The sequence below is a fragment of the Pseudomonas shiyinii genome (assembly GCF_056725765.1).
The window spans coordinates 3,303,870-3,320,658 of the sequence record NZ_CM161522.1 but is presented as its reverse complement, the minus strand read 5'-3'; the positions used below and the strand labels follow the sequence as shown (position 1 = coordinate 3,320,658).

The window sequence follows — 16,789 nt, the reverse complement described above, 5'->3', positions numbered from 1 at the left end:
GCTCCCACAGGATTGTCACGATCCTGTGGGAGCCGGCTTGCCGGCGATTGGGCCAATGCATTTGCAGCAGGCAAAAAAAAGCGGGAAGCGCCGGATGGGGTCGGCACTTCCCGCCTGAGTGACGCAGGGGAGCTTGCGCTTAGAACTTGGCTTCCAGGTCGACCTGCAGGGTGTCGACGTCGGCGTTGCTGTTCGGCAGCTGGGAGAGGTCGGTCTTGGCCATCAGGTAGGCCGCGCCCAGCGAGAAGTTCTTGTCGATCTCGTAGCCAACCTTGAACTTGTGACCGCGCGAACCGGTGAAGCCGGCACCGAAGTCGGAGTCGGTGAAGGCGCTGACCACCGCGTTGCGCTGCACGTCGCGGTAGTTGTAGTCCAGGCTCCAGGCGCCGAGCTTGGTCTTCAGGCCGGCCAGCCAGGCCTTGTCTTCGCCGTCGGTGCTCTCGGTGTTCTTCACGTACTGGCCGTAGGCCGACAGCGGGATGGCGAAGCCGGTGAAGTCCACCTGGCCGAAGCCCTCCACCAGGTTGAACTCGTTGGTGGTGTTGCCGAAGGCGCGCAGGGCAGCCGATTCCTTGTCGTTGTCATAGCCGTAGATGCTGGTACCCACGGTGACCTTGACGGTGTCGGCCGCATCGAAGCGTGCGCCCAACTGGCCGTGGTACAGCTGGGCGTCGTGCTTGAACTGCACGCCGTCGCCGTCCACGTTGTCCTTGAGGTTGTAGTGGCCGGCGCTGCCGAACAGCTCAGCGCCGCCCAGGTCGGTCTTGTAGGTGACGGCCACGCCTTCGGGGTTGATGTCGCTGTCCCAGATGATGTCGCCCATGCTCACCCAAGGCTGAGGCATCTTGCCGCCGATCAGGTGCAGGTTCGGCACGGCGGTCGGGTGCCAGTCGAGGTAGGCCAGGTCTACCCACAGCGACTTCTTGTCGAAGTAGTTGTCCAGGCTCTGGTTGGTGGAGCGGGCATCGGAACTGCTGCCGGTGGCAACGCGGATGCCGGCGTCGACCTGCGGGTTGATCTGGCTGTAGAAGCCGACGCGGGCACGGACGCGCTCGCGGTCCTGGTTGCCGCTGCGGCTGTTGGGGTTGTCGACGTTGACGTCTTCGTAGCGCAGGCGTACGTCGCCCTTGATCTGGGTCTTGGCGGCCCATGCCACTTTCTGCTCGAAGGAGCTCAGGCGGTCGGCCTGGGCCTTCTGCTCTGCCTTTTCCTTGGTTTCCTTGGCCAGATCGGCCTGCAGTTCGTTGTACTGCGCCTGGTTGATCGAGCCGTTGGCGCGGAGCATCTCGAGCAGCTTGGCGTCGACTGCAGCACTGGCCGGAGCGCTCAGTGCCAGCATCATGCCGGTGAGGCTTACTCCGGTAAGTGTAGAAACAAGACGCATAAGGTTCTCCCTGTTGGAAAAAGTTGGGGAGGCTCTTGCGCCTGCCCCTTAGTTGGCATGCCTTCGGAAAGGCCCTGGCTAGAGGGGTTGCCGGGGTTCCGAAAAACAGGCGCCAGTATTGCGGGGAGGAATGACAGAATAATGTCTATTTGATGGCACTGCGGTTAAGCGAGATTGAGTGTGCGCGTTCATTTGAGTGTCGCGACCCACTTGGGGATACTGGCCACTTCCTGGCCTGTGAGTCGACATCGTGACCAGCCTGTACAGCCTTGCCCATCTACGTGACCTGCCGGCGGCGACCTGGGATGCCCTGGTGCCTTGCGGCCAGCCGTTCCTGCGCCACGCCTTCCTCAGTGCTTTGGAGGACAGCGGCAGCGTCGCGCCCGCGACCGGCTGGGCGGCCGAGCATCTGGTGCTGGAACGCGATGGGCAGGTGCGTGCAGTGCTGCCTGCCTACCGCAAATGGCACTCCTTCGGTGAGTACGTGTTCGATCATGGCTGGGCCGATGCCTGCGAACGCGCGGGCATCCGCTACTACCCCAAGCTGCTCGGCGCGGTGCCGTTCAGCCCGGTGAGCGGTCCGCGCCTGCTGGCGGCCGAGCCAGCCGATGGGTTGCTCATGCTGCAGGCCATTCCCGAGTACCTGGGCAAGGGTGAGCTCTCCGGTGCGCACATCAACTTCACCGACAGCGCCCTCGACGAGCGCATTGCCGGCTTGCCAGGGTGGATGGAGCGCCTGGGTTGCCAGTTCCACTGGCATAACCGCGGTTACCGCGACTTCCAGGATTTCCTCGATACCCTGAGTTCCCGCAAGCGCAAGCAGATGCGCAAGGAGCGCGAGCAGGTGGCCGGGCAGGGGATCGACTTCCGCTGGTTGCGCGGTGAGGAACTGAGCGAGGCGCAGTGGGACTTCGTCTACCTGTGCTATGCCAACACCTATGCGGTGCGGCGCCGTACGCCCTATCTGACCCGCGAATTCTTCAGCCTGCTGGCCGAGCGCATGCCCGAGGCCGTGCGGGTGGTGGTGGCCCACCAGCACGGGCGCGAGGTGGCCATGGCCCTGAGCCTGGTCGGTGATGACAGCCTGTATGGGCGCTACTGGGGTTGCCTGGATGAATTCGACCGGCTGCATTTCGAAACCTGTTTCTACCAGGGCATGACGTTCGCCATTGAAGAAGGGCTGCAGCGGTTCGATGCCGGGGCCCAGGGCGAGCACAAGCTGATCCGTGGCTTCGAGCCGGTACTGACCCGGTCGTGGCATTACCTGCTGCACCCGGGGTTGCGTCGGGCAGTGGGGGATTTCCTCGAGCAGGAGCGGGCAGGGGTGAGGGCCTATGCCGAGCAGGCGCGGGAGATGTTGCCTTACCGGAGGGCCTGAGCGGGCCCAATCGCGGGACAAGCCCGCTCCCACAGGTTCACCACCCTTCTGGCGGATGGCGCTGAGCCTGTGGGAGCGGGCTTGTCCCGCGATGGCTGTTGCGCGATGGAGCGGTCAATCCACCCCGACGAAGCCACCGGTCTGGTGATGCCACAACCGCGCATACAACCCGCGCTCGGCCAGCAGCTCGGCATGGGTACCGCTTTCGACGATGCGCCCTTGGTCCAGCACCACCAGCCGGTCCATACGGGCGATGGTGGACAGGCGGTGGGCGATGGCGATCACCGTCTTGCCTTGCATCAAGGTCTCCAGGCTCTCCTGGATCGCCGCCTCGACTTCCGAATCCAGCGCCGAGGTGGCTTCGTCCATGATCAGGATCGGCGCGTTCTTGAGCAGCACCCGGGCAATGGCGATGCGCTGGCGCTGGCCACCGGAGAGCTTGACGCCGCGCTCGCCCACATGGGCATCGAACCCAGTGCGCCCCTGGGCGTCGGAGAGCTGGGGGATGAACTCGTCGGCCCGGGCCTGGCGCACGGCCTCCCAGACTTGCGCCTCGCTGGCATCCGGCCGGCCATATAGCAGGTTGTCACGGATCGAGCGATGCAGCAGCGAGGTGTCCTGGGTGATCATGCCGATCTGCGCGCGCAGGCTGGCCTGGTTGACCTCGGCGATGTCCTGGCCGTCGATGAGGATGCGCCCGCTGTCCACGTCGTACAGACGCAGCAACAGGTTGACCAGGGTCGACTTGCCGGCGCCGGAAGGGCCGATCAGGCCGATCTTCTCGCCGGGGCGGATGTCCAGGTCCAGGCCGTCGATGACCTTGTTGCCCTTGCCGTAGTGAAAGTCCACATGGTCGAAGTGCACCGCGCCACGGCTGACCTGCAGTGCCGGGGCGCCAGGCTTGTCGGTGACGCTGACCGGCTGGGCGATGGTCTGCAGGCCGTCCTGGACCATGCCGATGTTCTCGAAGATGCCATTGACCACCCACATGATCCAGCCGGACATATTGATGATGCGGATCACCAGGCCCGTGGCCAGCGCGATGGCGCCAACGGTGATCAGCGACTGGCTCCACAGCCACAGGGCCAGGCCCGTGGTGCCCACCACCAACAGGCCGTTGAGGCCGGTGATGACCACGTCCATGCTGGTGACCACCCGCGAGGCCAGCTGGGTTTTCTCGGTCTGCTCGCTGATCGCCTCACGGGCGTACTGCTGTTCGTAGTCGGTATGGGCGAACAGCTTGAGGGTGGCGATGTTGGTGTAGCCATCGACGATGCGCCCCATCAGCTTGGAGCGGGCGTCGGAGGAAATCACCGAGCGTTCCTTGACCCGGGGTACGAAGTAATAGAGCGCGGCGATGTAGCAGGCGATCCAGGCCAGCAATGGCAGCATCAGCCGCCAGTCGGCCTCGGCGAACAGTACCAGGGAGCTGATGGCGTAGATGAGCACGTGCCAGAGTGCGTCCACGGCCTGTACCGCCGAGTCGCGCAGGGAGTTGCCGGTCTGCATGATGCGCTGGGCGATGCGCCCGGCGAAGTCGCTCTGGAAGAAATTCAGGCTCTGCTTGAGCACGTAGGTGTGGTTCTGCCAACGGATCAGGCTGGTCATGCCCGGGCTGATGGTCTGGTGCACCAGCAGGTCGTGCAGGCCGAAGAACACCGGCCGCAGCACCAGGATGACCACCAGCATCCAGGCCAACTCGCCGCTGTGCCGGCTGAAGAACTCGGTGCCCGGCGTGGCCTGGGCCAGGTCGATGATCCGGCTCAGGTAGCTGAACATGGCCACCTCGATCAGCGCGGCCACCAGGCCGACCACCAGCAGGGCGATGAAGCTGGGCCAGACCTGGCGCAGGTAATACAGGTAGAACGGCCATACCTGGCTTGGCGGCGCGTCGCTGGGCGCCTCGCGGAAAATGTCGATCAGCTGTTCGAAGCGGCGGTACAACATGGTGGACACACTCCTGTTCCATCCGACCTCAAGGCGGGTTCACATCCTTGTGAGACCTGCGATCAGTCGATGCGTTTGGCGGACTTGATGTACACCGGGTCCGCCGGTACATCGCGCATGCCTTGCTTGATGGTGGTAGGCGAGTTGACGATCTGGTCGACCACCTCCATACCCTTGGTCACCTTGCCGAACACCGCGTAGCCACGGTCGCGGCCTGGGTTGAGGAAATCATTATCGGCCACGTTGATGAAGAACTGGCTGGTGGCCGAGTTCGGGTCGGAGGTACGCGCCATGGCCAGGGTGCCGCGCGTGTTGGCCAGGCCGTTGCTGGCCTCGTTGCGGATCGGGTCGCGGGTCGGCTTTTGCACCATCTGGTCGGTGAAGCCGCCGCCCTGGGCCATGAAGCCTGGGATCACGCGGTGGAAGATGGTGTTGTTGTAGAAGCCGCTGTCGACGTATTCGAGGAAGTTCTTCGTGCTGATCGGCGCCTTTTCGGCGTTCAGCTCGATCTCGACCTGGCCGAAGCTGGTGTCCAGCACGACGTGAGGGGTCTTGTCCGAAGCCATGACGCTGGTGGCGAAGGCGACCGAGCAGGCGGTGAGCAGGAGTTTTTTCAGCATGGGCTCAAAGATCCTTGAGAAGTGGAAGCTGCTGCGAGGAAGTGCAGCAGGGTCTGGTTGAAGACCTCGGGTTGGTCGAGGGGAGTAGCGTGCCGGGAATCGGTGATCACCGCCAGTGTCGCCTGGGGCATCAGGGCGACATAGCGTTCCTTGAGTTGTATCGGGGTGTAATCGTGGTCGGCGGCGATCACCAGGGTCGGGCAGCGGATCTGCCCGATGCGCGCCTGCACACCCCAGTCGACGATGGCATCGAAGCTGCGCAGGTAGGCGCGCTTGTCGTTGCGCGCCCAGCGCTGGGCCATCTTGTGGCGCAGTTCGGTTTGTTCTGGCTTGGGGAACAGCCGCTCGGCCAAGCCCTTGCCGATCGTCTCGACACTGAGGATGCGCGCCAGGCTCCAGCGTTTGATCCACCAGATCCAGTGAGCGATCGAGTTGCGTCGGACTTCAGGGGCGCTGTTGACGATGCACAGGCTGCGTAGCCAGGCGGGGTGGTCGACGGCGAACTGAAAACCCACCATGCCACCCATGGACAGGCCGACGACGTGCACCGGGCCGGTCTGCAGGTGCTCCAGCAGGGCCAGCAGGTCGGCACTGAAGGTCGCGATCTGGTAGCCGTCGCGAGGTTTGTCGGAGCGGCCATGACCGCGGATATCCATCAGGATCACCCGGTAATGGCGGCTCAACACCGGGACTTGCAGTTCCCAGTCCTGGCAGCTCGAGCCCAGGCCATGCAGCAGCACCAGGGGTTCGCCCTGGCCGTATTCCTCGTAGTGCAGCGTGCATCCTTCGTGCTCGAAATAGGCCATGGGCGCGGTCCTCTCAGGCTTGCGGGGGGGCTGCGAAGGGCACGTCCAATGGCGCTGTGTCGAAATTGCGCAGCAGCTCGATGAGAATCTGCGTGGCCGGACCCAAGGTCTTGTCCTTGTTCGAATAAAGGTAGAACAGTGGGTGACGGCTGCCACCTTGATCCAGCGGCAGCGGCTTGAGCACGCCGTCGCGCAGCTCGCGCTCGATCATGTGCCGGGGCAGCCAGGCAAAGCCCAGGCCGCTGCTGACGAAGGTGGCGGCGGTACCCAGGCTGCCGACCGTCCAGCGCTGCTCGGCGCCGAGCCAGCCGACATCCCGCGGTTGGGCACGGCCGGAGTCGCGGATCACCACCTGCAACTGGCTTTCCAGGTCCTGGAAGGTGATTTCCCGGCCCAGGCGGTGCAGGCTGTGCTCGGGGTGGGCGACGGCGATGAATTCCACCGAGCTCAGTTCGGCGCCCAGGTAGCCGCCGATGCTGTAGCTGCTGATGGCAAGGTCGGCAATGCCTTCGTGCAGCACTTCCTCGACGCCGGACAACACCTCCTCGCGCAGGCGTACCCGACACCCGCGGCTTTGCGGCATGAAGGCGCTCAGCGCCCTGACCAGGCGGGCGCTGGGGTAGGCGGCATCGACCACCACGCGCACCTCGGCCTCCCAGCCTTGCTCCATGTGGTGGGCCAGGTCCTCGAGCTGGCTGGCCTGCTTGACCAGATGGCGTGAACGGCGCAGTAGCACATTGCCGGCTTCGGTGAGCACCGCCTTGCGCCCATCGATGCGCAGCAGCGGCACGCCCAGCTGCTCCTGCATGCGCGCCACGGTGTAGCTGACCGACGATTGCGAGCGGTGCAGGGCTTCGGCGGCCTGGGCGAACCCGCCGTGGTCGACCACTGCCTGGAGGGTTCGCCACTGATCCAGGGTTACGCGTGGCGCTTTCATCTTCGGCTCCTGTTGTCCTAAGCTGCGCTCTTCCAAGGAGAGCGCCCAATGAAGAAATCTTGTGCGGCATTGCTGCTGTGCCTGCCCCTGGGGGCCATGGCCTACCCCATCGAGGTGGAGAAGGAACTGGCCGGCGTCAAGCTGGACTACACCACCTACGACACGGCCTACGACATCGGTAGCATCACCTTGAACAACTACGGGCAAGTCCCGGCGGCTTGCAAGGTGACCTTCCGCAACGGCCCCGAGGCGCCGCGGGTGCGCCGGGTGAATGTACCGGCGGGCAAAAGCGTGGACGTCACCGCCAAGTTCAACCGCCAGATCATCAAGCTGCGCATCGCGGTGAACTGCAAAGCCGAATAAACGGAATAGTCGATAGATTTCACCCACTTTTTACGCTTTTTTATCGATAGGTCAAGTTTTAATCTCACCTCCATCGAATCGCAACCCTTTGTTCGCCGATGGAGGCTTCCATGTCCCGCGTATTGATCATCGAAAGCAGCGCCCGCCAGCAGGATTCCGTTTCCCGCCAGCTGACCCAGGATTTCATCCTGCAGTGGCAAGCGGCCCATCCGGGCGACGAGATCAAGCTGCGCGACCTGGCGGTGAGCCCTGTGCCGCACCTGGATGCCAACCTGCTCGGCGGCTGGATGAAGCCTGAAGAGCAGCGCAGCGCCGCAGAAGTGGATGCACTGGAGCGGTCCAATGAACTGACCGAGGAGTTGCTCGCGGCCGACGTGCTGGTGATGGCGGCGCCGATGTACAACTTCACCATCCCCAGCACCCTCAAGGCCTGGCTGGACCACGTGCTGCGCGCCGGCATCACCTTCAAGTACACCCCGACCGGCCCGCAAGGCCTGCTGACCGGTAAGCGCGCCATTGTCCTGACTGCCCGTGGCGGCATCCACGCCGGTGCCACCAGCGACCACCAGGAACCCTATCTGCGCCAGGTGATGGCTTTCATCGGCATTCATGAGGTGGATTTCATCCACGCCGAAGGCCTGAACATCAGCAGCGAGTTCCACGAGAAAGGCCTGAACCAGGCCAAGGCCAGGCTGGCCGCGGTGGCCTGACGCGCAACGCATTCCCAACCCCCTGACACCCTGTTGCTCCTTTGGGTGTACCTGCCCGGCCTGATGGCCGGGCTTTTTTATGTTCGTTTTTTCGCCATGCAGGACTGACCTGTTCACGGCAAGCCCGCTCCCGCAACCTGTGGGAGCGGGTTTACCCGCGAATGGGTTGGCACTGCCCCTACACTGCGCATGGTTGAACTGCTTCGGCTCAACCCGCTAAGGTCGCCGCCTTGATACTCAAGAGGCAACCATGGGCTACCTGATAATCGTCGCGCTGATCCAGGCGTTTTCCTTCAACCTGATCGGCGTCTACCTGGCCGGCAACGTCGACAGCTACTTCGCAGTGCTGGCGCGCGTGGTGCTGGCCTTGCTGGTGTTCCTGCCGCTGACCCGCTGGCGCCAGGTGGAGCCACGCTTCATGCGCGCGATGCTGCTGATCGGGGCGTTGCAGTACGGCATCACCTACGTGTGCCTGTACCTGAGCTTCCGCGTGCTGACGGTGCCGGAGGTGCTGCTGTTCACCATTCTCACGCCCTTGCACGTGACCCTGATCGAAGACGCCCTGAACCGCCGCTTCAACTTCTGGGCGCTGCTGGCCGCCCTGGTGGCCGTGGCGGGCGCTGCGGTGATCCGCTTCGACAGCATCAGCGGTGACTTCTTCATGGGCTTCCTGTTGCTGCAACTGGCCAACTTCACCTATGCAGCAGGCCAAGTCATGTATCGCCACTTGGTGGCTCGGCACCCCAGCGACCTGCCGCACTACCGGCGCTTTGGCTATTTCTACCTGGGCGCCCTGATCGTCGTGCTGCCCGCCTTCCTGTTGTTCGGCAACTACCAGCACTTGCCAGCGACCGACACACAATGGCTGGTGCTGTTGTTCCTGGGGCTGGTCCCGACGGCGTTGGGGCTGTACTGGTGGAACAAGGGCGCGTGCCTGGTCCCGGGGGCCACGTTGGCGGTGATGAACAACCTGCACGTGCCGGTGGGGTTGTTGCTGAACCTGCTGATCTGGAACCAGGACGAGCCGCTGGGGCGGCTGTTCGTAGGCGGGGCGATCATCGTGGCGTCGGTGTGGATGAGCCGGTTGGGTAGTCGCCGGCCCCTACCGTTGGGCAGCCGGACATAACGACCAGTGGAAACCCTCTTTTGTTATGTATACATTACATTTGTCATCATTTGTAAGGTTAGCGTGACATGAGTGACGCCTTGATTGCTGAGCGAATCGGACGCAGCATCGAAACCCTGCGCAAACATCGCGGATGGTCCAAGGTCGAGCTTGCCCAACGTATCGGTATCACCCGGCAGAAACTTGGTGAAATTGAAAAGGGTTCGCTTACCGTCGCGATGTCCTATTACTGTCGAGCCTTGAGTGCGTTGGGGTGTGAGCTGGAGGTTGTGCCCAGGCGAATGCCCACGCTCGATGAACTTGGGGATGTCTTCGCGTGAATGCAGAATTGCAGGTCTCCACGCCACTTGGGCCAAGCGGTCGAGTTTTCCGGGAAATGGCCGGTGACTATGTTTTTCGATACGACGGCATCGAGCCCTCTCGCTGCGTCAGCTTGACCATGCCGCCGAGGCGCCTGGACTATTTCCAGCGCGAATTGCATCCGTTGTTTCAGATGAACCTGCCGGAAGGTTTTTTGCTGGAGCAGTTGAAGTTCAGGCTGGCGAAGTTGGTCAAAGTCGACCCCATGCTGTTGTTGGCCATTTCCGGCAGCAATTCGCCGGTTGGCCGGGTGTCGGTGAGCGCTCCGGAGGTAGAGCGGTTGTTGGACCAGCAGGTGCCTGGAGCCAAGGGCGAGCGATTGGAAGAAATTCTGGCTTGGGATGGCGCACAGGACCTGTTCAGTGAATTGGTGCATCGGTACATTCTGCGCTCCGGTATTTCAGGTGTTCAGCCAAAGGTGCTGGTTCCGGAGTTGGTCGATACGCCGCTCAAGGCCACCGCGCTCACTTCGGAACTGATAATAAAAAGTGGTCGGGACGCTTTTCCCCACCTGGCCATCAATGAGTACCTGTGCATGTCGATTGCCAGCGCTGCGGGTATTTCTACGCCGCCCTTCTATTTGTCGAAGGACATGAAAATGTTTGTCATGCGGCGGTTCGACCGGGACGCCGAGCTGAACCCGCTGGGCTTCGAAGACATGGCAGTGCTCATGGGGGTGGGCACGGAGCAGAAGTACAGCAAGAGCTATGAACAGATCGCCAAGGCCATCGAGGTCTTTGGGGCAGTGGAGACGCAGGTCGATAGCTTGCACAGGTTGTTCGATATCGTTGCGTTGAGTTGCATCGTTGGCAATGGCGATGCCCACCTCAAGAACTTCGGGTTGCTCTACAGCACGCCAGATGCCAACGATGCCGTGTTGGCTCCAGCCTATGACATCGTCAACACCACGGCTTATCTGCCGGATGATGCCTTGGCGCTGACATTGAACAACCAGAAATCCATGTTCGCATCCCGCCTTTACTTGCTCGAATTCGGTAAACGTTGCCGTGTCGAAGATCCAGGTGGACGAATATGTGAAATCCTTCAGGCCGTAGAGGGAACATTGCTCCACCAGCAGGCGCTGGTGGAGCGGGCACCAGAAGTTGCCCTGGCCATCAGAAAGAGCGCGCAGCCTTTCGAGATGACCTTCGGTTGAAAACGGCTAGGCCTCGCTCAGCTCGCTCAACCGTTTCGGCTCGTGAGTGGCCAGAGGCCTGGCGGCAAGCCCGATACGCATGTCATTGCCGCTGGGTTGCTGGTACAGGCTCAAGCCGAACTCGGGCAACACCGCCAGCAGGTAGTCGAAGATATCGCCCTGGATGCGTTCGTACTCGGCCCATGCGGTGGTGGTGGTGAAGCAGTAGATCTCCAGCGGCACGCCCTCGGCCGTGGTCTGCATCTGGCGGACCATGCAGGTCATGCCTTGCTGCACGTCGGGGTGGTTCTTCAGGTAGGCCAGGGCGAAGGCGCGGAAGGTGCCGATGTTGGTCAGCTTGCGGCGGTTGGCGGCGAGTTCGGCCACAGGTCCCAGGGCTTCGTTCCAGGTGCTCAGCTCCTGGCGCTTTTGTTTCAGGTAGTCGCCCAGCAGGCGGACCTGGCCCAGGCGCTGCTCTTCTTCGGCGGTGAGGAAGCGCACGCCGGCGGCGTCGATGAACAGGCTGCGCTTGATGCGCCGCCCGCCGGACTGCTGCATGCCGCGCCAGTTGCGGAACGACTCGCTCATCAGGCGCCAGGTGGGGATGGAGACGATGGTCTTGTCGAAGTTCTGTACCTTGACCGTGTGCAGGGTGATGTCCACCACGTCGCCGTCGGCGCCGACCTGGGGCATCTCGATCCAGTCGCCGACGTGCAGCATGTCGTTGCTGGTCAACTGCACGCTGGCGACGAACGACAGCAAGGTGTCCTTGTAGACCAACAGCAGCACGGCCGACATGGCACCCAGGCCCGAGAGCAGCAACAGCGGCGAGCGGTCGATGAGGGTGGCGACGATGACGATGGCGGCGAAGATCCACAGCATCATCTTGGCCAGCTGCACGTAGCCCTTGATCGAGCGCGTGCGGGCGTGCTCGGTGCGGGCGTAGATGTCCAGCAGGGCATCGAGCAGGCACGACAGGGCCATGGTCATGAACAGCAGGGTGAAGGCCAGGGCCACGTTGCCGAGGAAGTGCTGGGCGGTTTCGCCCAGCTCCGGCACCAGCTTCAGGCCGAACTGGATCACCAGTGAGGGCGTGGTCTGGGCCAGGCGGTGGAAGACCTTGTTGTGGCGCAGGTCGTCGAGCCACTTGAGCGGTTGCTGGCGGGCCAGCAGGCGGCTGGCATGCAGCACCATGAAGCGGGCCAGGCGGCCGATGAGCAGGGAAATGACCAGCAGGACCACCAGGCCCAGGGCGGCGTGCAGCATGGGGTGTTGGTCGAGGGTGCCCCAGAGGTCCAGGGCGTCTTTCCAGAGTCGTTGGATATCCATGAGGGTTAGACGGGTCTGTATTGCGAAAACGAAGGCCCATTAGAACGCGGATTGGCGCCAAGGTGCCAAAAGAAATTCGGCGTCCGTCACGGAAAACGTTACCCTATGCAACTTGAATTTCCAGCGACTGCCCGAGGTACACCCGTGTTTTCCCAATTCGCCCTGCACGAACGCCTGCTCAAAGCCGTGGCCGAGCTGAACTTTGTCGAGCCGACCCCGGTGCAGGCGGCGGCCATTCCCCTGGCCCTGCAAGGGCGTGACCTGCGGGTGACCGCGCAGACCGGCAGCGGCAAGACCGCCGCCTTCGTGCTGCCGCTGCTCAACCGCCTGGTCGACCTGCGCCAGCGTCGCGTGGAGATCCGGGCACTGATCCTGTTGCCAACCCGCGAGTTGGCCCAGCAGACCCTCAAGGAAGTGCAGCGTTTTTCCCAGTTCACCTACGTAAAGTCCGGGCTGGTCACTGGCGGCGAGGACTTCAAGGAGCAGGCCGCACTGCTGCGCAAGGTTCCGGACATCCTGATCGGCACCCCGGGCCGTCTGCTGGAACACCTGAACGCCGGTAACCTGGACCTCTCCCACGTCCAGGTTCTGGTGCTGGACGAAGCCGACCGCATGCTCGACATGGGCTTCGCCGAAGACATGGAGCGCCTGTGCAAGGAGTGCGAGAACCGCGAGCAGACCCTGCTGTTCTCGGCCACCACCGGTGGCGCGGCGCTGCGCGACATCATCGGTAAGGTGCTCAAGGACCCCGAGCACCTGATGCTCAACAGCGTCTCGCAGCTGTCCGAAGGCACCCGCCAGCAGATCATCACTGCCGACCATGACCAGCACAAAGAGCAGATCGTCCAGTGGCTGCTGGCCAACGAGACCTACCAGAAGGCGATCATCTTCACCAATACCCGGGCTCTGGCCGACCGCATCTACGGTCATCTGGTGGCCAAGGATGTGAAGGCGTTCGTGCTGCACGGCGAAAAGGACCAGAAGGACCGCAAGCTAGCCATCGATCGCTTCAAGCAGGGCGGCTCCAAGGTGCTGGTCGCCACCGACGTGGCCGCCCGCGGCCTGGACATCGACGGTCTGGACTTGGTGATCAACTTCGACATGCCGCGCAGTGGCGACGAGTACGTGCACCGTATCGGACGTACCGGTCGTGCCGGCGCCGAAGGCCTGGCGATCTCGCTGATCTGCCACAACGACTGGAACCTGATGTCGAGCATCGAGCGCTACCTCAAGCAGCAGTTCGAGCGCCGGGTCATCAAGGAGGTCAAGGGCACCTACAACGGGCCGAAAAAGGTCAAGGCCTCCGGCAAGGCGGCTGGCACCAAGAAGAAAAAGGTCGAGAAGAAGGCCGCCGAGAAGAAGGGCGCTACCGCCAAGCGCAAGCCGGCTGCCAAGCCCAAGGCCAAGGCGCCTCTGGCCAGTGCCGATGGTATGGCGCCGTTGAAGAAGCGGGCACCGAAGGCTGAGTGATGTTCTGGCGGCCTGGTTTCAGGGCTGCAAAGCAGCCCTGAAGGCAGTGCTCTAGTCCGCCTTGGTTTCCGCTTCCTTCAATTCCTTGATCCGCTTGTCAATCAACTGGCATTTGTCCGGCAGGTCCTTGCTGGCCGTGCCCAGGTCCATGCCCTGCAATTCCTCGTTGATCTCCTTGGCCTTCTGCGGATCCTGCTCGGTCAGCTGGGTGACCAGCCCGGCCAGTTCCTCTCGTTTCTGGGTGGCTTCCTCCGGTGTGCAGGCCCAGCTGGGCAGGGCGTACAACAGGGCGCTGGCACAGGCCAGGGGCAGTAACCGTTTCATCCGTTCGATCTCCAGCAAGGGTATATGCGGTTGAAAAGTGTGGCGCCTGGAAGTTCAGGCCGATAACGGCAGCCTGTTGCCGATTTTCACTTGGAACACCCCGCACTGCCTTTCGGTCCCATGCTGTGTACCCCAACCGTTCACAGCAGGAGGCCACCTCCATGAGCACCTACGACTGGGACTTGATCGAGCGTCTGTTGCATGAAGTGCAAAACAGCGCCGGCCACAGCTTCACGCCACGGCCCTATGCCGAGCAGCATGCGGCGGCGCTGGCCGCCACCGGCCAGCCGGTGGGCGACCTGGACCATTTGAAGACCCGTGCCTGCGAATACGAGAAGATCCTCTTCGAGCGTGGCTTCATCGAAAGCCGGCCGGAAGAGGACGGCGGCAACGGCGAGAACTTCGTCCTCACCGAGCGTGGTTCGCGCCTGCTCAGCCTGATCGACAGCAGCATCCCTGGCTTCGAGCACCCGCGCCAGGTGTTGGACGAGCAGGACGATGCCCTGGACGAGACGACGTTCGAACAGGTGGCGGCAAAAGCTCAGATCGCCTGAGGTCGTTTTGAGGCTGGCGCGGGGAAGGCTGCAAACCCGATAATCGGCGCTTGTCTGCCATCGTCGAGACCGTGCCCATGCCATCGATACGCCAAGGGGGCCGCCCATGAGCGCGGCCCGCAAGAACACCGATGCCTTCGCCCTGCAGGTGATGCTGGTGCTGTGCCTGATCTGGGGCAGCCAGCAGGTGATGATCAAATGGGCTGCCAGCGATATCGCACCGGTGATGCAAGCGGCCCTGCGTTCAGGGATCGCCGCGGTACTGGTGGGGATCCTGGTGTGCTGGCGGGGTGGCTGGAGCATGGTGGGCAGCACCTGGCGGGCGGGCTTGCTGTCGGGCGTATTGTTCGGCCTGGAATTCTTGTTCATCGCCGAAGGCCTGAAGCTGACATCCGCAGCGCACATGTCGGTGTTCCTCTACACCGCACCGGTGTTCACCGCCCTGGGGCTGCATTTCATGTTGCCGAGCGAGCGGCTGCGGCTGTTGCAGTGGCTGGGCATCCTGCTGTCGTTCGGCGGCATTGCCATGGCCTTTGCCGGTGGCTTGTCGTGGGACCAGCTCGATGGCCGGGTGCTGCTCGGCGATGCCTTCGGTGTACTGGCGGGCCTGGCCTGGGGCGCGACCACAGTGGTGGTGCGCGGGTCGCGGTTGTCGGAGGCGCCTGCCGACCTGACCTTGTTCTACCAATTGCTGGTGGGCTTCGTCGGGTTGCTGTTGATCGCCGTGATCAGTGGGCAGGTGGGCATGGTCGCCTTCACGCCCTTGGCAGCGGGCAGTGTGCTGTTCCAGGCCATCGTGGTGTCGTTCATCAGCTACCTGACCTGGTTCTGGCTGCTGCGCAAGTACCTGGCATCGAACCTTGCGGTGTTCTCCTTCATCACGCCGCTGTTCGGCGTGACCTTTGGTGTGGTGTTGCTGGGTGAACCGCTCAGCCTGAACTTCGTACTGGGCGCGGTGATGGTGTTGTGCGGGGTCATCCTCGTCAGCGCCGAGCCTTGGGTGCGCCAGCAATTGCGCAAGCTGGTCGGCTGAACAGGCGCAGCCGCGCCGCCCTGTAGGAGCGGCCTTGCGCCGCGAAAGGGCTGCAGCGCAGCCCCGGCGCCGTCAAGTCGAAGTACAACGCCCGACCGGCTGAAGCCGCCCCCCATGTTCGCCAACCAACACCAACCCCCCGGCGACACCCAACCCACCTGCAGCGAGCAGCAAGGCAGGCTGCAGGCTCGCACCGTAATGGTTGCTCACGGCCGCCAGCAGCGGCCCGCTGAGCTGGCCGAGGGCGAAGCAGGCAGTGAGTAGCCCGGCGTTGCGCTGGGTGGCGTGGGGCGCCAGCTCCTGCGAACGCCGCATCACCAGCTGCATGCAGGCCAGGAACGGCGCCCCGCACAACAGCACGCCCAGGGCCAGGCCGAACCCGTTGCCCAACAGGCAGGCCAGTACCCCCAGCCCCTGCAACCAGAGCGTCGCGCTCAGCCAATGGGACGTGCGGGCTGGGCGTCGCACGCTGACCAGCACTACCCCCAACGCAGCCGCCAGGCCGAACGCTGGCCAGAACAGATCGGCCTGCCACTGACCGTGGAACTGCTGGCTGGCCATCTGCGACAGGAAGGTCGCCGGCAGGATATAGCCGATGCCATATAGCCCATAGACCAACCCCAATCGCGCGATGCCCGGCTGGGTGGTGCCGTCCTGGGGTACGGCCGGAACCGCCGTGGTCGGTTGCATCCGGGGCAACCACGGCAGCACGGCCAACAACATCACCAGGGCGGCCAGCGCATAGATCAGCCACAGCGTCGCTGACCCTAGGCCCATCAGGTGGGCCCCCAGGGCGAGCAAGCCGGTGACAGCGATGCCGATGCCGGGCCCGGCGAACACCAGCGCTCCCAGGCGAGGGCGAGCGTGGGTGGCGGCCAGTTGCTGGCTGAGGCTGGTGATCATCACCAGTACCCAGGCGCTGGCCACACCGGTCCCGAAGCGCAGCAACAGGTGGCTCCAGAAACCCTGTGCCGCCCACGAGGCGAGGGTCAGCAGCACGCACAGCCACAGGCCGGCATGCAGGCGCAGGCGGACCTGGGCCGGGCGGCGGGCGAACATGCCGTCCACCGCGCCGAGAAAGTAGCCCAGGTAGTTGGCGGCAGCCACCAGGCCGCCCGCCGTCAGGTCGATCTGGCCTTCGGCGATCAAGCGCGGCAGTTGCGGGGTCAGGGCGAAGCGGCCGATGCCCATGGCCATCATCAGGGCCACGGCGCTGGCCAGCAGTTGTACGAGGGGGGACATGCGAAGACTCCTGCACCAAAAGACGCGATGGGTGGCAGGGTAGGGCGGATTGACTTTCAAAAAAATTGAAT

General features: G+C 63.4%; 17 protein-coding genes. 9 read left to right on the top strand and 8 right to left on the bottom strand.

Annotation, left to right across the window (positions count from 1 at the left end; all coding sequences use genetic code 11):
- Positions 1-139: 139 nt before the first annotated feature.
- A complete protein-coding gene (locus ACXHGZ_RS14895; RefSeq protein ID WP_084858421.1) occupies positions 140-1,384 on the bottom strand; it encodes a putative porin in 1,245 nt (414 codons plus the stop codon).
- Positions 1,385-1,634: 250 nt separating this feature from the next.
- Here ACXHGZ_RS14895 and ACXHGZ_RS14890 point away from each other — a divergent pair, with 250 nt between their 5' ends.
- The gene (locus tag ACXHGZ_RS14890; RefSeq protein ID WP_480460405.1) at positions 1,635-2,762 is read left to right on the top strand and encodes a GNAT family N-acetyltransferase; all 1,128 of its coding nucleotides are present in this window, start codon (positions 1,635-1,637) and stop codon (positions 2,760-2,762) included.
- Positions 2,763-2,876: 114 nt separating this feature from the next.
- Here ACXHGZ_RS14890 and ACXHGZ_RS14885 read toward each other — a convergent pair whose 3' ends face one another.
- The 4 genes from ACXHGZ_RS14885 to ACXHGZ_RS14870 all read right to left on the bottom strand — a co-directional run bounded on the left by ACXHGZ_RS14885 (position 2,877) and on the right by ACXHGZ_RS14870 (position 7,072).
- Positions 2,877-4,709, bottom strand: a complete 1,833-nt coding sequence (locus ACXHGZ_RS14885; protein WP_480464064.1) for an ABC transporter ATP-binding protein — start codon at positions 4,707-4,709, stop codon at positions 2,877-2,879.
- A 62-nt stretch (positions 4,710-4,771) separates the two neighbouring features.
- Positions 4,772-5,329, bottom strand: a complete 558-nt coding sequence (locus ACXHGZ_RS14880; protein WP_480460404.1) for a peptidylprolyl isomerase — start codon at positions 5,327-5,329, stop codon at positions 4,772-4,774.
- Complete coding sequence (locus tag ACXHGZ_RS14875) at positions 5,323-6,135, bottom strand: alpha/beta fold hydrolase (RefSeq protein WP_480460403.1); 813 nt, start codon at positions 6,133-6,135, stop codon at positions 5,323-5,325. The genes ACXHGZ_RS14880 and ACXHGZ_RS14875 overlap by 7 nt, the downstream gene beginning before the upstream one ends.
- 13 nt (positions 6,136-6,148) lie before the next feature.
- A complete protein-coding gene (locus ACXHGZ_RS14870) occupies positions 6,149-7,072 on the bottom strand; it encodes a LysR family transcriptional regulator (RefSeq protein WP_480460402.1) in 924 nt (307 codons plus the stop codon).
- Between the two features lie 48 nt (positions 7,073-7,120).
- Between ACXHGZ_RS14870 and ACXHGZ_RS14865 the strand changes: the two genes are divergently transcribed.
- The 5 genes from ACXHGZ_RS14865 to ACXHGZ_RS14845 all read left to right on the top strand — a co-directional run bounded on the left by ACXHGZ_RS14865 (position 7,121) and on the right by ACXHGZ_RS14845 (position 10,787).
- Positions 7,121-7,435, top strand: a complete 315-nt coding sequence (locus ACXHGZ_RS14865; protein ID WP_084858427.1) for a 3-phosphoglycerate kinase — start codon at positions 7,121-7,123, stop codon at positions 7,433-7,435.
- A gap of 110 nt (positions 7,436-7,545) precedes the next feature.
- Entirely contained in the window at positions 7,546-8,145 is a 600-nt protein-coding gene (locus ACXHGZ_RS14860) for an FMN-dependent NADH-azoreductase (protein WP_480460401.1), read from the top strand.
- Positions 8,146-8,395: 250 nt separating this feature from the next.
- Entirely contained in the window at positions 8,396-9,271 is an 876-nt protein-coding gene (locus tag ACXHGZ_RS14855) for a carboxylate/amino acid/amine transporter (RefSeq protein ID WP_480460400.1), read from the top strand.
- Between the two features lie 68 nt (positions 9,272-9,339).
- Positions 9,340-9,591, top strand: a complete 252-nt coding sequence (locus ACXHGZ_RS14850; RefSeq protein WP_084858430.1) for a helix-turn-helix transcriptional regulator — start codon at positions 9,340-9,342, stop codon at positions 9,589-9,591.
- Entirely contained in the window at positions 9,588-10,787 is a 1,200-nt protein-coding gene (locus ACXHGZ_RS14845) for a type II toxin-antitoxin system HipA family toxin (protein ID WP_084858431.1), read from the top strand. Before ACXHGZ_RS14850 ends, ACXHGZ_RS14845 begins: the two co-directional genes overlap by 4 nt.
- 6 nt (positions 10,788-10,793) lie before the next feature.
- Here the strand turns inward: ACXHGZ_RS14845 and ACXHGZ_RS14840 are convergent, their stop codons facing one another.
- A complete protein-coding gene (locus tag ACXHGZ_RS14840) occupies positions 10,794-12,095 on the bottom strand; it encodes a mechanosensitive ion channel family protein (protein WP_480460399.1) in 1,302 nt (433 codons plus the stop codon).
- 105 nt (positions 12,096-12,200) lie between these two features.
- Between ACXHGZ_RS14840 and ACXHGZ_RS14835 the strand changes: the two genes are divergently transcribed.
- Entirely contained in the window at positions 12,201-13,565 is a 1,365-nt protein-coding gene (locus tag ACXHGZ_RS14835; RefSeq protein WP_411969540.1) for a DEAD/DEAH box helicase, read from the top strand.
- 51 nt (positions 13,566-13,616) lie between these two features.
- Here the strand turns inward: ACXHGZ_RS14835 and ACXHGZ_RS14830 are convergent, their stop codons facing one another.
- Positions 13,617-13,889, bottom strand: a complete 273-nt coding sequence (locus ACXHGZ_RS14830) for a hypothetical protein (RefSeq protein WP_084858437.1) — start codon at positions 13,887-13,889, stop codon at positions 13,617-13,619.
- Between the two features lie 161 nt (positions 13,890-14,050).
- Between ACXHGZ_RS14830 and ACXHGZ_RS14825 the strand changes: the two genes are divergently transcribed.
- Positions 14,051-14,443: a transcriptional regulator gene (locus ACXHGZ_RS14825; RefSeq protein ID WP_084858438.1), complete on the top strand. Its 393-nt coding sequence runs from the start codon at positions 14,051-14,053 to the stop codon at positions 14,441-14,443.
- A gap of 106 nt (positions 14,444-14,549) precedes the next feature.
- On the top strand, positions 14,550-15,476 hold the full coding sequence (locus ACXHGZ_RS14820) for a DMT family transporter (RefSeq protein ID WP_084858439.1): 927 nt from the start codon (positions 14,550-14,552) through the stop codon (positions 15,474-15,476).
- A 72-nt stretch (positions 15,477-15,548) separates the two neighbouring features.
- On the opposite strand, the gene ACXHGZ_RS14815 is transcribed toward ACXHGZ_RS14820, so the two are convergent.
- The gene (locus tag ACXHGZ_RS14815; RefSeq protein WP_480460397.1) at positions 15,549-16,718 is read right to left on the bottom strand and encodes an MFS transporter; all 1,170 of its coding nucleotides are present in this window, start codon (positions 16,716-16,718) and stop codon (positions 15,549-15,551) included.
- Positions 16,719-16,789 lie beyond the last annotated feature (71 nt).